The following is a 16955-nucleotide window of genomic DNA, read 5'->3' as shown; positions in this document are numbered from 1 at the left end:
GGGCTTGGCCCATCCCCGGCACCCGGTCCCTCACCTGCGGCCGACGGGAACGCGACTGCCTCCGCGTACAGCCGGACTCGCCTTGGCGCCGCCGGGCCACCAGATGCCGCGACCGATCAACGCCGTGAGCGCCGGCACGAGGAAGATCGCCATCACGAACGCGCTGATCGCAATGCCAAGGGCGACCGCGAAGCCCATCTGCTGCATCATCGCCACCGGCGCGAGCAACATCACCGAGAAGGTGCCGGCGAGGATGAGACCGGCGCCGGCAGCGATCGGTCCGGCGTGCTCCACGGCAAGCCCGGCGGCTGTCCGAGGATCATGTCCGGCCTGGCTTTCCTCCCGGAGTCGCGACACCATCAAGATGTTGTAGTCGGTTCCGATGGCCAGCACGAACAGATACAGCAGGATCGGCAGCTGGAAGTTGAGCCCCGGTTCGCCCAACGGTCCTTGGAAGACATAGACCGCGGCTCCGAGGGCGGCGGCGAATCCCAGCAGCACGGCCGGCACCAGCAGCAACGGTGCCACCAGCGACCGCAGGACCAGTGCCAGGATCAGGGCGATGAGCACCGCTGCCACCAACAGGATCAGGGGCAAGTCCCGCTTCGTGGCGTGGTCGATATCCGCGAATCCCGCGGTAATGCCGCCGACGTAGGCCTTCGTCCCCGACGGCGCCGCGGCGTGGATGTCTTCGCGGAGCTGATCCCGCATCTGGATGATCATCGGGTCCGAGAACGGGTCCTGCTGCAACAGCAGGTTGACCCGGACGACCGAGGCGTCCGCGGGACCGCGGGTGGGCGGCTCGACCGAGCCGACGCCCGGCAGCTGCCGCGCCTTGGCCACGAAGCTGTCGATCTGCTCTTCGGTGACGGGCGCACCGTTGTCGGCGTGCAGCAACACCTTGGCCGGATAGTTCAAGCCAGCGGAGCCAGGCACGACCTGTTCGAGCTGCTTCTTGGCCTGCGCCGACTCGGTGTTGTCCGGGAACCCGCCCTGGATGTCGTAGCTGATGCGGAACGCCAGCACGCCGCCGGCCAACATCACCATCAACACGGTCGAGGCCAGCGCGACCACGGCCGGCCTCCGCGAGACCAGGCCGCCGAGTTTCGCCGGGATCACGTTCCGCGGCTGGGTCCGCCACTTCTTGGACGGCCAGAAGACCGCGCCACCGAGCAGCCGCAGCACCGCGGGGATCAGTGTGAGCGCCGTGACGGCCATGGTGCCGACGGCGATCGCCAACGCGGGCCCCCAGGCCTGGAAGATCCGGAACGAAGCCAGCAGGAGCACAAGCACCGCGCACATGGTGGTGACCGCCGTGCCGATGATCACCTTGCCGGCCCGTTCGATCGCATAGGCGAGCGCCGTTTCCTTGTCGTCCCCGGCGCGCAGTCGATCCCGGTACCGCCACAGCAGGAATAGGAAGTAGTCCGCGCCGATGCCGAACATCAGGATCAGGATCACGATCTGCAGACTGTCGTCGAAGACCAGACCGAACGGCTTGGCCACCATCGCGGTGATGGCGAGGCCGACCTGCATCGCCGCGGCGATGGCCAGGATGGGCAGCAGCGCGGCCAGGATTCCCCGGAAGATCAAGAGGCTCAGGCCGAGGATCAGGATGAGGGTCGCGACCGTCACGATCAACAGGGACTTGCTCAGGGATCCCGAGTTGTCCACATAGGATGCCGCGTCGCCGCCGACCAGGGCAGTCAGATCTGTCCCCGACAGCTTGCCCGGCAGGTCGGCACGAATCCGCGTCATCGCGTCGCCCTGTGCCAGCAGGTCGGCGCCGACCGTGCTCTTGTTCATGAGCACGGAGATGCGCGTCAGGGAGCGATCGGGCGCCACCGCGTCCGGGCCGGTGACCAGCCCGGTCACCGCCGGATACCCGTTGGCGCGCAACGAATCGGCGATCTGCGTCGCTTTCGCGACGTCGGCGTCGGTCAACTTCTGCCCGTCGGCACGCCGGAGCAGCACGTAACCGCCGGTGTAGGCTTCTTGCTGCCCCTTGAAGGCGTTCTCTTCGAGGTGGGCCGACTGGACGGACTCGTAACTGTCGGGTAGCGAGTGTCCCTGATCGGGATCTGTGGGCAGTGGCGGGGCGAGCAGGAGAACGAGCACGGCTCCGACCAGCCAGCCTCCGATCGTCCACCACGGATGGCGCGCGACCGCGCGCGCGAACCGGCCCAGCATGGGGGTCTCCTCACATCGTCGGCACCCGAATCGGGGCGCCATTTACCAACCTGCGGTCTGTGAAAAGGCCGGGCGAGGCGCTCCCCGCCCGGCCGCCGGTGGTACTCGGTGGATTACTGCGGTTGTGCGCGATCGCGGGCGAACGCCTTCTTCGCCCAGACATAGCCGACCACGGTGATGCCCACGCTCCAGGCCACGGCGATGATCCCGTTGCTGCCGATCGGAGTGCCCATGAGCAAGCCGCGCAGCGTTTCGATGATCGGCGTGAACGGCTGGTACTCGGCGAACTCACGGATGCCGGGAGCCATCGACGCGGTGGGGACGATCCCGCTGCCGACGAACGGCAGGAGGATCAGGGGAAACGGTGCGTTGCTGGCGGCGTCGAGCGTTTTGGCGGCGAGGCCGAACGCCACGGCGATCCAGGTGAACGCGAAGGTGACCAAGGCCAGCAGGCCGATCGCGCCGAGCCACCCACCGAAACCGGCGGGCGGCCGGAATCCCATCAGCAGTGCGACGCCCAAGACAAGCGCCATGCTCACCATCGTCTGGATCATGCTGGCGATGACGCGGGCGATCAGGATCGCCGGCCGGAAGATCGCCATGGTCCGGAACCGGGTGATGATCCCTTCGGTCATGTCGACGCTGACCGAAGTCGACGTCCCGAGGGAACCGGTGGCCGCGACCATCGCGACCAGCCCGGGCACGACGTAGTTGACGTAGTCCGCGCGACCGCCGCCGGTGCCGCCGATGGATGTGCCGAGCGCGCCGCCGAAAACGTAGACGAACAGCAGCAGGAAGATGATCGGGATGCCGGCTACGGCGATCGCCGTGGTCGGGTACCGCAGGATGTGCTTGAGGTTGCGGCGCAGCAGGGTGGCCGAGTCGGCCACGGCGTAGGACAGCGTGCTCATGCTAGGCGCTCTCTTCCGTGCGAGGCTGGCCGGTGAGGGAGAGGAAGACGTCGTCGAGGTCAGGCGTGTGAAGTGAGAGGTCCTCGACGGTCACGGCCGAACGCTCCAGACGGTCCAGCAGCACGCGCAGCGAATGCGGGCTCCCGTTGCCCGGTACCTGCAGGGTGAGCTCGTCTTCGTTGCGGGAAAACTCACCCTCCAGCACCCGCGCCCCCTTCTCGAGCATCGCCAGGTTGCCGAAGCGCAGCAGGACGTGACCACCGGGCACGCGGCGCTTGAGCTCCTCGGCGGTCCCTTCGGCGACCAGCCTGCCGTGGTCGAGGACGGCGATCCGGTCAGCGAGTTCGTCGGCTTCCTCCAGGTACTGCGTGGTGAGGAAGACCGTGACGCCGTCGGCGACGAGGTCCCGGATGATCTGCCACATCGTGCGCCGGCTGCGTGGGTCCAGGCCGGTCGTGGGCTCGTCGAGGAAGATGATCCGCGGCGAGCCGACCAGGGTCATCGCCAGGTCGAGGCGGCGTCGCATGCCGCCGGAATAGGTGATGGCCGGTTTCCGGGCCGCCTCCCCGAGGTCGAACTGCTCGAGCAGGCCGGCGACGCGCGGCTTGCGCTTCCGCCGGTCGAGGTGCCACAGGTCGGCCATGAGGAGCAGGTTCTCCTCACCATTCAGGAACGGGTCGACGGCCGAGAACTGGCCGGTGACGCCGATCGCGGCGCGCACCGCGTCGGGATCCGTGGCGAGGTCGTAGCCGGCGACGCTCAGCTCGCCGGCGTCGGCGGTGATGAGCGTCGAGAGGATCTTCACGACGGTGGTCTTGCCCGCACCGTTCGGCCCGAGCAGGGAGAAGATCGTCCCCTCCTGGATGCTCAGATCGATGCCGTCGAGCACCACTTGGTCCCCGTACGACTTGCGCAACCCTCTGGCCGAGATGGCCGCGTACGTCTTGGTGATCGTCATGATTTGCGCTCTCCCCGGAACTTGCACATCGTTCAAGTTCGGAGTGTAGGGCACTACTCGAACAATGTGCAAGTAGCACTCGAACGATGTGCAAGTCGCCACTCGGACGCTGTGCAAGTGATGGCTTATCCTGGGCGCATGCCCCGCGACACGCTGACCAGGGACCAAATCGTCCGTGCCGCTATCGAGCTCCTGGACGACGAAGGTCTCGAGCGCTTGAACATGCGCAGCCTGGGCCGTCGCCTCGGCTCCGCGGCGACGGCTGTGTACTGGCACGTCAAGAACAAGGACAACTTGGTCGTGCTCGCCGGGGACGCGGTCTGGGCCGAGATCGAGCTGCCCGACCTCAGCACGGTCGGCTGGCGGGAGGCCGCCACCACGATGGCTGTCGGTGCGCGCGACATGGTCAGCCGGCACCTGTGGCTCGTACCGGCGATGGGTACCCACCTCATCTACGGCCCCGGCAAGGCCCGGCACGACGACCACTGCCTCGGGGTCTACGAAAAGGCCGGGTTCAGCAGGCTCGACGCCGACTGGGCGATGAACACCGTGTTCGTGTTCGTCCTCGGCCGGGCGCTCGGCGAGGCCGCCGAACTCGCCTGGAACCGCCGACTGCGCCGTAGCGGCAACAACGAGGAGGAGGAACTGCAGAACACGATGGAGCGGATCACCAAGATCGCGATGCAGTTCCCCCGGTTGCGCGCCCGGATGGAGGAATGGGACGACTCCGACTCCGCCGGGCCCGCGGACCAGAGCTTCGAATTCGGCCTCAACGCCATCCTTGACGGGCTGGAGGCCCGGCTGCTGAGCCGGAACGTCGAGCTGGAACTGCCGAACACCGCCGGGCTCTGACGGGCCCGGCGAATGGCCGAGCACGCGAACCGGGAACGGGCCGACCGGATCCTCGACGCCGCTGGCGAGCTGCTGGTGCGCATGGGGTACCGCAAGGTGGCCATCGAAGACATCGCGCGCGCGGCCGGCATCGGCAAAGGCACCGTCTACCTGCACTGGCGGACCAAGGAACGGCTGTTCCAGGCGCTGCTGCAGCGCGAGACCGTCGAGCTGGTCGACGAGCTCGTCGCGCGGCTGGCTGAAGATCCCCACGAGGTACTGCCGCACCGGCACCTCCGGACGTCGTTCCTCGCGACCGTCCGCCGGCCCCTGATGGCCGCGATCCTGACCAGGGACGCGGAGCTGCTGGGCACGCACGCCCGCACCTCGCCGACCGGCGGAGAAGACGCGCTCGCCGCCGAAGAGATCTTCGGCATCCTGATCCGCCATGGCCTCCTCCGCGCCGACATCCCGAACGTGCGCTTCGCGACGAACGCCGCCGCTCTCGGGTACTACGTCCACCAGAACTTCACCGACGAGTACGCGGGCATCGACGTCCAAGCCAAAGCCGACGCGCTGGCCCACACGATCCGCACGGCTTTCGAGCCGCCCGGGGAACCGGATCCCGCGGTCGTCGTCGCGGCGGCGCGCGAGCTCGGTGCGGTCTTGACGAAGTTCAACGCGGCCCACCGCGCAGCGATCTATTCACCCGCCCACGTCACACCGTCCGCCTGACTTCTGTCCATTCGCGAGCGCGCAAACGCCTTCGCAGGCAAGAGAATGGTTCGCGACAACCTCGCGGTGGTAGCGTGCGGTCCAGGGCGACCATTGTCCACTCTCGGGAAGAACCTGCATTCGTCCAGGTTCGCCTTTGACCGCAGACGCACTCTCCGAAGGAAATCCGATGACCGATTTCGCCGACCGCTGGGGTCTTAATCCGGAACACTTCTGGCTGCGGGGCAAGCAACCGGAACAGATCGTCAGGCACGACGAAAAACTGGGTGTGTGGCACGTCTACGGCTATCCCGAGGCAGTGGAGATCCTCGGCGACCCAGTGACGTTCGCGTCCGACTCGTCGTACCTGCTGCCCGACGCCGACGACAAGGCGGAATACGCGGCAGGCGACCTGTTGCAGATGGCCGAACCGGAACACGGCAACCTGCGCAAACAGGTCGGGCACGTGTTCAGCCCGAAAGCCGTGGCGGATCTCGAGTCGCGGATCACCAAGCTCGCCCACGAACTGATCGACGAGCTGGCCGGACGCGAAGCGATCGACCTGGTGACGGACTTCGCCGATCCGCTGTCGGGCACGCTGTTCTGCGAGCTGCTGGGCATCCCGACCGACGACCGTGAGCTGTTCAAGCTGGTCCAGAAGTCGATCGACAGCCCGGTTCAGTTGTCCACATTGGAGCAGGGCGAGGACCAGGAGAGCTACCTGGAGGCGCAGCTGGCGCACCTGCAGCCGCTGCGGGACCGGCTCACCGAGCACATCGTCGAACGCCGGGCGCGGCCCCGCGATGATCTGCTGAGCCTGCTCATCCGCCTGCGAAAACTCGACGGGACCGGGCTGGACGACACCGAAGCGTTGAACTTCGCGATCATCATGCTCGGCGCCGGCCACCTCACGAGCACCGTGCTGATCGGCAACACCGCGCTGCTGTTCGACGAATTCCCGGAGCAGGCGGCCCGCGTGCGGGAGAACCGCGCGCTCGTGCCGTCCGCCATCGACGAGTCGCTGCGCTTCCTCACCCCTGCCGCGGCGACGTACCGCGCCAGCACCACGGAAGTCACCATCGGCGGCACCCGCGTGCCGAAGGACCAGATGCTCCAGGTGTGGTTCGCGTGCGCGAACCGGGACAAGCGCCAGTTCACCCACCCGGAGGTGTTCGATCCGGCCCGGGATCCCAATCCCCACCTCGGATTCGGGCGGGGCATCCACTACTGCCTCGGCGCGCACATGGCCCGGATGGAAGGCCGGATCGTGTTCGACATCCTGCTCGACCGCTTCCCGGTGCTGCGCACCGATCCGGACAACCCGCCCAAGTTCTACGGTGCGCCCGACTTCGTCGGCCTGCACAGCCTGCCGGTGCTGACCGCCTGACCCGGCGCCCGGCTGTTGTCCCGTCGCCAGGACATCGCCGAAGCCGGGCACCGGTTCGCAGGCACGTTTTCCAGCGCGGAACAGAACTGTTTCGTCATTCCAGGAATCACCAGGAGGTCACTCCAGATGTCGTCTCCAGCGACAAATGAAAGGACATCCCAGCCCATCGCTCCGGAACAGGTCGAGGCAGCCGCGGTCGAGTGGCTACGATCCGAACTGGACGACCCGGAGATCACCGCGGCCGAGAACTTCCTCGACATCGGCGGCCATTCGCTGACTTTCTCGAAGTTGAACATCTTTCTCCGTGACTCGTTCGGCGTCGTCCTCGACCCCAAGATCACCTACGCGGAACCGCTCAGCACCGCGGTGGCCGAGATGCAGCCCACCCCGGAGCCGACCAGCACCTAAGGAGCCACCATGACCACCAGCGCGGAACGCGCCGAGTTCGCCCTCTCGGCCGACGAGCTCGAATTCTTCCGGAACAACGGCTACGTCGGGCCGCTCACCATCTACACCCCCGACGAGATGGACCGGATCTGGAAGACGGTGCAACGCGAATCGCTGGACCGCTCGCACGCGGCCTATCCGGAAGCCGTGGCGGTCTCCGGTGCGCCGAACATCGTGAACTACGACCGTCACCTCGACGTCGACCTGCTCGCCCGGCACGTCCGGAACCGGAAGATCGTCGATCGGGTGGCCTCGATCCTCGGCCCGGACCTGCTGTGCTGGCGGTCCGAGTTCTTCCCGAAGTACCCCGGGGACGAGGGGACGGACTGGCACCAGGCGGACACCTTCGCGAACGCCAGCGGCAAGCCGCAGCTGCTGTGGCCGGGCGAGTCCGAGGACGACTTCGGCGCGGGCACGCTCACGGTGTGGACCGCGTTCACCGACTCCACGCTCGAGAACGGCTGCTTGCAGATCATCCCGGGCACGCACAACAAGATGAACTACGACGAAACCAAGCAGATGGATTACCGCGCGGAGCGCATCAACACCGAGGTCAAGAACGGCGTGCCCCGCGGCTTCTTCGGCTACGACTACCGCCAGCTGCAGGTCGACCCGGACTGGCGGCCCAACGAAGAGGACGCGTTCTCGCTCGTCATGAACAAGGGCCAATGCGTGATCTTCTGGTCGACCCTGATGCACGCCTCGCTGCCGAACCGCAGCTCCGGCAAGGACTACCGGATGGGCTTCGCCACCCGCTACGTGCCGACCAAGGTGCGTATCTACCCGGACACCGATCGCATCGACGAGTACGGGGGCAGCATCCCGCTCGATCGGTGGGGCGCGGTCCTCGTCGGCGGACGCGACGAATACGGCCACAACAAGATCGCCACCGAGACGCTTCGGGGCACTCCGTTCGCGACGCTGTGACCTCCGGGTACGGCGGCAGGCCGGTGGTGGCGTTCGTCCCCCCGGCCTGCTGCGGCGCCGGCTACTTCCGGCGGCTTCGCCGTCTGGTCGACGACCGGCTCGAGATCCGGGCCGTCGAGCTGCCCGGCCGGGGACGCCGGTACAGCGAGCCCACCATCACCCAGGCCGGCCCGGCCGCGAAGGACCTCACGGCCCGTCTCGGCGGTCGGGTGGACGCCATCTACGGCGAGAGCCTTGGCGCCTACCTTGGCTTGGCAGTCGCCGCCGGGCTCGATCAGGATCCGCCGCCGGTTCTCCTGGCCGCTTCCAACTCCCCGCCCTGCGCCCGTCGCGCGTCCGGCGGCGAACCGGCGTCCTCGATCGAAGAGGCGATCGCCGGGCTGGCGGCACTCGGCGGTGAAATCCCGGCCGAGCTGCTGACCGATCGTGCACTGGCCGAAAGCGCTTTTCCGTTGCTGCGCGACGACCTGTCGCTGTCGTGGTCGCTCATCGGCGCGCTGCGGGAGACGGTCGTCGCCTGCCGCGTCGTCGTCCTCGGCGGTCGGGACGACACCACCTTGACCAGGCTGGGGTCCTGGGCGGCCCACACGACCCGCAACTGCACCGTGACCCGTCTCCCGGGAGACCACCTGCTGTCCGCTTCCAACCCGGCCGGCGTAGCCCGGGTCATCCTGGGCACCGTCCTGGCCGACGCGTGAAGTCACGCTCGGCGACGCGGATCCGGGAGCGCTGAACGATCGAGTTTTCCGTTGGGCGTCAACGGGAGCCTTTCCAGGATGACGAAGGCGGCGGGAACCATGAACTCGGGCAGCCGGGCCGAAACGAAGCGGCGGACTTCGCGAGGCTCGAGAGCGGCATCGGCCACGGGAACGAGGTAGCCGACGAGACGCGGGCCTCCGCCCGGGCCCGGCCGCGAGGTCACCACGGCTTGGGCCACGGCCGGATGAGCGCGCAGGGCGGCCTCGACCTCGGCGGGCTCGATGCGGAACCCGCGCACCTTCAGCTGGAAGTCGCTCCGTCCGACGCACTCGAGCCCGGTGTCGCGCGTCCAGCGGGTCAGATCGCCGGTGCGGTACATGCGATCGCCCGGCGCGCCGAAGGGATCGGCTACGAACCGCTCGGAGGTCAGGACCGGGCGCTCGTGATAGCCGCGCCCCACGGCACCCGCGACGTACAACTCCCCGACCACGCCCGGCGGCACCGGGGCCAGCCCGGACCCGAGGACGTACGTCCGCATGTTGCCGATGGGCGCGCCGATCGGCACCCCGCCCGCGCCGTCCCAGTCGCTCGGCACTGCGAACGTCGTGGCGTAGAAGCTTTCGGTCTGGCCGTAGGCATTGACCACCCGCGCCCCGGGCAACGCCTTGCGCACCTGCCCGACCAGCGGCCCGGGCAGTCCTTCGCCGGCGAACGCGACGGTGTCCACCTCGACCTTGCCCGCCATCTGGTCCAGCATCTCGGCGAAGACCGACGGGACCGTGTGCAGCACCGTGCCACGCGTGCCGCCCCGCTCCCCCAGCACGAGGACGTCGCGCAGTAGCTCGACCGCCGCGCCCCGGCTCAGTGCGGTGAACACTTCGAAGACCGATACGTCGAAATTGACCGACGTCGTGGCGAGCACCCGCGAATCACTCCGGACGCCCATGACGCCCGCCAGCTCGGTCACGCCGTTGACCACGCCCTCATGCGTGATCACCACCCCCTTCGGCGCGCCCGCGGAGCCGGAGGTGTACATCAGGTACGCGAGATTGTCCGGCCGTGGCCGGGGCAAGTCGCCGACGGGACCCGCGGGGAGGTCATCGATCATCAGGAGCCGGACCCCGCCAAGCGGGAGCGACGGCGCGGTAACGCGATCCGTCAGCACGGCCAGGGGACTCGCGTCGGCCAGCACGAACCCCAGCCGGTCGCTCGGGTACCGGGGATCGACGGGCAGGTAGCCGGCGCCCGACTTCAGCACCCCCAGCATCGCCACCACGAGCTCCACCGAGCGCGGCAGCGCCAGGCCCACCACGGACTCCGGCCCGGCACCGGCCCGCACCAGCGCCCGCGCCAGGCGGTTCGCCCGCGCATCGAGCTCCGCGTAGGTAAGCGACACGTCGCCGCACACCACCGCCAGCGCGTCCGGCGTCGCCGTGACCTGCCGTTCCACTAGTTCCGTGATCGTGAGGGACGGCTTCGGCGTGGTGGTGGCGTTCAGGTCCCGCAGCCATCCCCGCTCGGCCGGTTCCAGGACGCCGATGGTGTCCACTCGGATCCGCGGGTCCGCGGTGACCTGGCGCAGTACGCGCAGGTACCGGGTTGTCATCGCGGCCACGGTGTCCCGTTCGAAGAGGTCGACCGCGTATTCGAACTCGCCGCGCACGCCGGCACCGGTCCGGGTCAGGGTGACCGAAAGGTCGCACGGCGCGAGCCCGGCCGGCACCTGCTCGACAGCCAGCGCCAGCCCCGGGACGTGCAGATCGTGCCGGGTGCCGTCGCGCCAGGTGAACATCACCTGGAAGAACGGGTGATACGCACTGGAACCCGTCAGACCCAAGGATTCCACGAGCCGGTCGAAGGGAACTTCCAGCCGGCCATCAGCCGCCAGCGATTTGGCACGCACCCGCACGAGCACCTCATCGAACGACGGGCCCTCCGACAGGTCCACCCGCAGCACCCAGGTACCGCCGCCGGACCGGCCGACCGCGCCGATCGGGACGTCGTCACCCGCGCCCAGCTGGTGCACCAACACCGCCAGGGCCGTTTGCGCCACCAGCGACACCGGCACATCCCGCCGTCTCGCACACCGCTCGAGACCGGCGAGCAGCCCGGCATCGAACGAGAAGCCGACGACGTCGCCGCGGTGACTCGCGGCCGACGGCCGGGGATGGTCGAGCGGGAGCGGCAACGGCGTGGGCACTCCGGCCAGTTCGCGGTGCCAGTACGCGAGACGCTCCGCCACGCCTTCCGCCCGGTCATCCGTCCACTGGGGAACCCGACCCTGCCTCCGTTCGGTGTAGGTCGTGGCCAAATCCCTGGCCAGGGGCTCGGCCGCGCCGACATCCCCGACAGCGTGCGGAACGACCAACACCAGCCGGTGCTCGTCCGCCGCGCTCCCCAGCACACTGGCGCGCACCCCGCTTCGAGACCGCTCAGCGGCGATCCTTCGCACGGCGACGGCGAGCGCGTCCGGGGCCACCGTCATGAAGGGAACGTCGAGCGGTACCTGCGGCTCGAACCGGCGGGACACGACATCGCGGACAGCCGCCACCAGCGCGGCCGGATCCAGCACGCCGGTCAGCCGGAAGACGAACAAGAGTGGGGTCATGCGTGCCTCTTCCTGGTCCTCGGGAGGGCGATCCGCGGCAACCGGCCGGTTCTCCTGCGTGTCACACGGTGCGAAGCGGCAGGACGCTGACGCCGGTCGTGTCCGGCGCCGGGAAGAAGGTCGGCGGGGCGTCCGGGTCCACCCTCAGCACCGGGAACCGGTCCAGCAGGATGTTCAGCGCGACCCGGCCTTCCAGCCGCGCGAGCGGGGCGCCGAGGCAGAAGTGGACGCTGCGGCCGAAGCCGAGGTGGGGATTCGGATCCCGAGCCGGATCGAACACGTCCGGGTGCGGGAACTGTCGTTCGTCCCGGTTGGCCGCGGCAAACCACACCTGGACCATCTGGTGCTCCGGGATCCGCTCTCCCCCGAGCTCCACCTCCTTGGTGGTGGCCCGGTACGTGGACGCGACCGGGGGCAGGAAGCGCATCGACTCGTCGACCACGGTCGGCATCAGCGATCGGTCGCCGCGCACCCGCGCGTCGAGCGCCGGGTCGGAGTCCAGGCACAGCACCGTGTTCCCGAGCAGCATGGTGGTGGTGAGGTGGCCGGCGATGAGGAGCATCTTCGCGAAGGACGCGATCGTGTTGTCGCTCAGGCGCTCGCCGTCGACTTCGGCGAGCACGAGCTGCGACAACAGATCCTGCCGCGGGTTCCGCCGACGCTCGGCGACGTGCCCGCGAACGTAGTCCACCATCAGCTTGGTCTGTTCCATCATGACCCGGAACGTGCGCTCCTGGTCGCCGTCTCCCTCGACCAGCGAAAGCTCCCCGGTGACGCTTTCCGACATCTTGTCCATCCACCGCTTGAGCAGCGGGCGCTCGTCGGCGGGCAGTCCGAGCAGTTCGCCGACGATCATCATCGGCAGCGGATAGGACAGGTCGGCCACGAGTTCGATCCGCGACTGCCCGGCCACCGCGTCCAGCAGCTCGTGCGTGATCTCGGCGATCCGCGGCTCCAGCTCGGCCACCATCTTCGGGGTGAAGGCCTGGCTGACGACCTTGCGCAGCTTCCGGTGCTCGAGGCCCTGCATCTCCAGCAGGTTGCCCTCGTTGACCGACTCGTCGATCTCGAACGGCAGCAGCTGCGCCGACTTCGTCGAGAAGGTCTCCGGGTCGCTGAGCACCGCCAACGCCTCGGGGTAGCCGTAGACGTGCCACATGCCCAGTTTCTCGTCGAACCGGACCGGCTGCTCCGGCCGGCGGCCGCGCAGCCAGAAGTGCTCCTCGTGGATGGTCCACCGATCGGCGAACGTGGTCATCTGAATCCTCCTCGGGTTCGTCATCCGGTGCGGACCGAAAGCGTGCTGACGCCCGTGGTGTCCGGCGCGGGGTAGAACGTCGGCGGGATGTCGGGATCCACCTTCAGCACCGGGAACCGGTCGAGCAGGATGTTCAGCACCACCTGTCCCTCCATCCGGGCCAGCGGCGCACCGAGGCAGAAATGGGTGCCGCGGCTGAACCCCAGCTGGGGATTGGGGTCCCGAGCCGGGTCGAAAACCTGCGGACGCGCGAACTGCCGCTCGTCCCGGTTCGCCGCCGCGAGCCACACGAGCACCAGCTGGTCCTTGGGAATGGTGACCCCGGCGATCTCGACCTCGGACGTCGTGGCCCGGTAGGTCGCCGCGATCGGGCTGAGGTACCGCATCGACTCCTCGACCAGCGTCGGCATCAGCGACCGGTCCGCGCGTACCCGGGCGTCCACCTCGGGAAAGCCGTCCAGGCACAGCACCGTGTTGCCGAGCAGCATGGTGGTCGTGAGGTAGCCCGCGATGAGCAGCATCTTCGCGAAGTTGACCACCTGGTCGTCGGACAGCCGTGCCCCTTCGACCTCCGCCTGCACGAGCTGGCTCAGCAGATCTTCCCGAGGCGACTTCCGGCATTCGGCGGTCACCACTCGCAGGTAGTCGAGCATCTGCTCGGTCTGCTCCATGGTGACCTTGAACGCGCGTTCCTGGTCCTCGGACACGTCGCCGAGGGAGATGTCGGCCGTCGCGCTCTCGGACATCTTGCGCATCCACGTCTCGAACAGGTGCGTGTCGGCGGCCGGCACGCCCAGCAGATCGGCCACCACCACCGCGGGAAGCGGGTAGACCAGGGTCTCCATCAGGTCGAACCGGTCCCGGCCCGCCACCTTGTCCAGCAGCTCGTGAGTCAGCTTGCTGATCCGCGGCTCCAGGTCGGACACGATCTTCGGGGTGAACGCGTGGTTGACCAGCAGTCGCTGCCGCCGGTGCTCCGGTGGGTCCATCTGCAGGAGGTCGCCGTCGGAAATCGGCCCGTCGACCGGGACCGGGAACAGGCGCGCGGTGTCGTTGGAGAACGTCGCCGGGTCGCCGATGACCGCCAAGGCCTCCGGGTAGCCGTAGACGTTCCACATCCCGGTCTTTTCGTCGAACGCGACGGTCCGCTCCGGCCACTGGCCGCGCAGCCAGAAGTGCTCGGGATGAATCCCCCACCGGTCGGCAAGGTTCGTCACGGCTCGTCCCTTCCGGGTCATGGCCAGCAGGCCCGACGCGTTGTTGCACTGGCTTTCCACGGGCGTCACCTCGCCCGGAGGGGCAGCGCGCGGACACCGATCATGTCCGGCGACGGGAAGAAAGCCGGCGCGTCCTCCGGATCCGTGCGCAGCTCGGCAAAGCGATCGAACAGGCCGTTGAGCGCGATCCGGCCCTCCAGCCGGGCCAGCGGCGCGCCGATGCAGAAGTGGACACCGCGGCCGAACCCCAGGTGCGGGTTGGGATCGCGAGCCGGGTCGAACTCCGCGGGCGCGATGAACTGGTGCGGGTCCCGGTTGGCCGCGCCCAACCAGATCAGGATCATCTTGTCCTTCGGGATGGTGACTCCGCCGACCTCGACGTCGCGCGTCGTCGACCGGGACATGGCGGCGGACGGCGTGAGCAGGCGCAGGGACTCCTCGATCGCGGTCGGCACGAGCGACCGGTCCTCGCGCACGCGCCTCGCCTGGTCGGGGTAGGAGTCCAGGCAGAGCATCGTGTTGCCCAGCAGCATGGTGGTGGTGATGTGCCCGGTGACCAGGAGGATGTTGGCGATGTTCACGATCTCGTTGTCGGTCAGCCGCTGGCCGTCGACCTCCGCGGCGGACAGCTGGGTGAGGAGGTCTTCGCGCGGGCGCCGACGCCGCTCGAGAACGTGCTCGAGCAGGTAGTCCAGCATCGGCTTCACGCTGTCGTTGGCCGCGTCGACGCTCGCCTGCGCCTCCTCGCCGCCGCTGAGGTACGCCATCCCGTTCAGCTCTTCGATGATGTTGAAGGCCCACTGCTTGAACAGGTGCCGATCGCTGCTCGGCACACCCAGCAGTTCGGCGATGACGATGACCGGCAGGGGGTAGGCCAGCTCGGCCACCAGGTCGAACCGGTCCTTGCCGGTGATCCCGTCGAGCAGCTCCCCGGTGATCTCCGCGATCCGCGGCTCGAGGTCGGCCACCACCTTCGGGGTGAACCCGTGACTCAGCAGCTTGCGGTACTTGGTGTGCTCCGGTGGATCCATCTGCGACATGTCACCTTCGCTCAGCGACTCGTCGTAGGTGATTGGCGCCAGATGCGCGGTCCGCGAGGAGAACGTCTTGGGATCGTTGAGCATTTCGAGTGCTTCGGGGTAACCGTAGACTCCCCACAGGCCCATCTGCTCGTCGAACCCCACCGGCTTCTCCGGCCGGACACCCCGCAGCCAGGCGTGCACCGGGTGGATGTCCCACCGATCGACGACCGTGGTCATCGGAGGCCTCCTTCTCTGCTCATCGCGCCGCGACCCGGGCGTCGGCGGCCATCGCCTCGCGCAGGCTCTTCGGCCGGATGTCGGTCCAGTTCTCCTCGACGTACTTCAGGCATTCCGCCCTGCTCTCCTCGCCGAACACGATCTTCCAGCCGTCGGGGACGGCGGCGAAGGACGGCCAGAGCGAATGCTGGTCCTCGTCGTTGACGAGGATGTAGAACCGGCCGTTCTCGTCGTCGAACGGGTTGGTGCTCATACGTGCACTCCATTTCCTGGGACAGGGACTCGGCGGGCGAGGATCGAGCTCGCGATCTCCCCGCTTCGGACCGCGATGTTCGACAGCAGCGAGGAAGTCAGCCCGTGCGTGTGCTCGATGCCGCCCTGCAGGTAGATCCCGCAGTCCAGATCCGGCGTGACGAGCCGGTAGTCACGCTCCACGCGGTATCGGCCGTCGCCGTCGTGAACGACGTATTCGGCGAGCTCACCCAGCACGTCCGCCGGCTCCATCGGGTCGTAGCCGGTGGCGCAGACCAGCACGTCGACGTCCAGGTCGCAGGACGTCTCGGTGGCCAGCGAGTGCACGGTGACCCGGGTGTCGTCGTCGACGCGCTTGACGTCGACCACCCGCGCGAGGTTGACGAAGCTGAGCCGTTCGCACTTGCTCACCTCGTCGTCGTAAGCGCGCTGGTAAAGCCCCCGGATCACCTCGTCGTCGACGACCGAGTAGTTCGTGTTCCGGTGGTAGTGCCAGATCGCGTCCTTCGACCGGCTCGACCCCTGGTAGAAGTCGTCGACCGCGGCGGGGTCGAAGACCTGGTTCGCGAACGGGGTGTTGTCGGCGATGGAATAGCCGTACGACGGCATGATCGCGGAGATGCTCGCTTCCGGCAGCGCGTCGTAGAGGAAGCGGACGATTTCGGCGGCGCTCTGCCCGGCCCCGACGACGGCGACCCGCCTCAGCTTCCGGCGGTCGAACGCGCGGAAGCGGTGGAGGAACTCCGAGCTGTGCCAGGTGAAGCCGTCCCGCTCGATGCCGGCCGGCATCCGGGGCACGAGACCCGTCGAGATCACCACGTTCCGCGCGGTGACCAGCCGCGGGCCGCCCGGATCGCGGATTTCGAGCTCCACGTGGTCTTCCGGTCCGGAACGGAGCAAGCGCATTCCCGTCACCTCGGAGCCGTAGTTCACCCGCCGGGTGAGCTTTGATTCGGCCCATTCGAGGTAGTCGTGGAACTCACGGCGCGTCGGGAAGAAGTCGGAATTGTTGACGAACCGCGGCAGCCGCCCGACCTCGTGCAGGTAGGACACGAAGCTGAACCGCGACACCGGGTTGCGGAAGGTGACCAGGTCCTTGAGGAAGGAGACCTGCATCTTCGCCGTCGGGACGAGCATCGCCCGGTGCCAGGACAGCGACGCCTGCCGTTCGAAGAACGCCGCCGAGACCGGCTCCGGGCTTTCCTCCAGCGCGATGGCGAGCGAGAGGTTGGAGGGCCCGAACCCGATTCCCACGACGTCATAGGTCTGGAGTTCACGCTTGTCCACGACAGTTATC

15 protein-coding genes are annotated in these 16955 nt (G+C 68.2%); 6 read left to right on the top strand and 9 right to left on the bottom strand.

Annotated elements, in window-relative coordinates:
- Nucleotides 1-30 precede the first annotated feature (30 nt).
- The 3 genes from ABFJ78_RS16815 to ABFJ78_RS16805 all read right to left on the bottom strand — a co-directional run bounded on the left by ABFJ78_RS16815 (nt 31) and on the right by ABFJ78_RS16805 (nt 4059).
- Nucleotides 31-2190, bottom strand: a complete 2160-nt coding sequence (locus ABFJ78_RS16815; protein WP_436387275.1) for an MMPL family transporter — start codon at nt 2188-2190, stop codon at nt 31-33.
- 113 nt (nt 2191-2303) lie between these two features.
- On the bottom strand, nt 2304-3101 hold the full coding sequence (locus tag ABFJ78_RS16810) for an ABC transporter permease (RefSeq protein ID WP_436387274.1): 798 nt from the start codon (nt 3099-3101) through the stop codon (nt 2304-2306).
- 1 nt (nt 3102) lies between these two features.
- Nucleotides 3103-4059, bottom strand: a complete 957-nt coding sequence (locus tag ABFJ78_RS16805) for an ATP-binding cassette domain-containing protein (RefSeq protein WP_436387273.1) — start codon at nt 4057-4059, stop codon at nt 3103-3105.
- 138 nt (nt 4060-4197) lie between these two features.
- Here ABFJ78_RS16805 and ABFJ78_RS16800 point away from each other — a divergent pair, with 138 nt between their 5' ends.
- From ABFJ78_RS16800 to ABFJ78_RS16775, 6 genes are all read left to right on the top strand, one after another.
- The gene (locus tag ABFJ78_RS16800) at nt 4198-4911 is read left to right on the top strand and encodes a TetR/AcrR family transcriptional regulator C-terminal domain-containing protein (protein WP_436387272.1); all 714 of its coding nucleotides are present in this window, start codon (nt 4198-4200) and stop codon (nt 4909-4911) included.
- A 12-nt stretch (nt 4912-4923) separates the two neighbouring features.
- Complete coding sequence (locus ABFJ78_RS16795; RefSeq protein ID WP_436387271.1) at nt 4924-5625, top strand: TetR/AcrR family transcriptional regulator; 702 nt, start codon at nt 4924-4926, stop codon at nt 5623-5625.
- A gap of 169 nt (nt 5626-5794) precedes the next feature.
- Nucleotides 5795-6991 carry a cytochrome P450 gene (locus ABFJ78_RS16790; RefSeq protein WP_436387270.1) on the top strand — a complete coding sequence of 399 codons (1197 nt, stop codon included), beginning with the start codon at nt 5795-5797 and terminating at the stop codon, nt 6989-6991.
- Between the two features lie 126 nt (nt 6992-7117).
- Nucleotides 7118-7399 (top strand): acyl carrier protein, encoded by a 282-nt coding sequence (locus ABFJ78_RS16785; RefSeq protein ID WP_436387269.1) that lies wholly within the window; start codon nt 7118-7120, stop codon nt 7397-7399.
- Nucleotides 7400-7408: 9 nt separating this feature from the next.
- Entirely contained in the window at nt 7409-8365 is a 957-nt protein-coding gene (locus ABFJ78_RS16780; protein WP_436387268.1) for a chlorinating enzyme, read from the top strand.
- A gap of 26 nt (nt 8366-8391) precedes the next feature.
- Nucleotides 8392-9063 (top strand): thioesterase II family protein, encoded by a 672-nt coding sequence (locus ABFJ78_RS16775; RefSeq protein ID WP_436387267.1) that lies wholly within the window; start codon nt 8392-8394, stop codon nt 9061-9063.
- Between the two features lie 2 nt (nt 9064-9065).
- On the opposite strand, the gene ABFJ78_RS16770 is transcribed toward ABFJ78_RS16775, so the two are convergent.
- From ABFJ78_RS16770 to ABFJ78_RS16745, 6 genes are all read right to left on the bottom strand, one after another.
- Nucleotides 9066-11672, bottom strand: a complete 2607-nt coding sequence (locus ABFJ78_RS16770; protein ID WP_436387266.1) for a non-ribosomal peptide synthetase — start codon at nt 11670-11672, stop codon at nt 9066-9068.
- A gap of 61 nt (nt 11673-11733) precedes the next feature.
- Complete coding sequence (locus tag ABFJ78_RS16765) at nt 11734-12930, bottom strand: cytochrome P450 (protein ID WP_436387265.1); 1197 nt, start codon at nt 12928-12930, stop codon at nt 11734-11736.
- 20 nt (nt 12931-12950) lie between these two features.
- Complete coding sequence (locus ABFJ78_RS16760) at nt 12951-14207, bottom strand: cytochrome P450 (RefSeq protein WP_436387264.1); 1257 nt, start codon at nt 14205-14207, stop codon at nt 12951-12953.
- A 5-nt stretch (nt 14208-14212) separates the two neighbouring features.
- Nucleotides 14213-15406, bottom strand: a complete 1194-nt coding sequence (locus ABFJ78_RS16755) for a cytochrome P450 (protein WP_436387263.1) — start codon at nt 15404-15406, stop codon at nt 14213-14215.
- A gap of 19 nt (nt 15407-15425) precedes the next feature.
- Complete coding sequence (locus ABFJ78_RS16750; RefSeq protein WP_436387262.1) at nt 15426-15659, bottom strand: MbtH family protein; 234 nt, start codon at nt 15657-15659, stop codon at nt 15426-15428.
- Complete coding sequence (locus ABFJ78_RS16745) at nt 15656-16945, bottom strand: lysine N(6)-hydroxylase/L-ornithine N(5)-oxygenase family protein (RefSeq protein ID WP_436387261.1); 1290 nt, start codon at nt 16943-16945, stop codon at nt 15656-15658. The genes ABFJ78_RS16750 and ABFJ78_RS16745 overlap by 4 nt, the downstream gene beginning before the upstream one ends.
- Nucleotides 16946-16955 lie beyond the last annotated feature (10 nt).

Source organism: Amycolatopsis sp. MEPSY49 (assembly GCF_051337345.1).
In the GTDB taxonomy this organism is placed as follows: domain Bacteria; phylum Actinomycetota; class Actinomycetes; order Mycobacteriales; family Pseudonocardiaceae; genus Amycolatopsis.
Note: the sequence above shows the minus strand (reverse complement) of the source record. Positions and strands in the feature narration are given on the sequence as shown.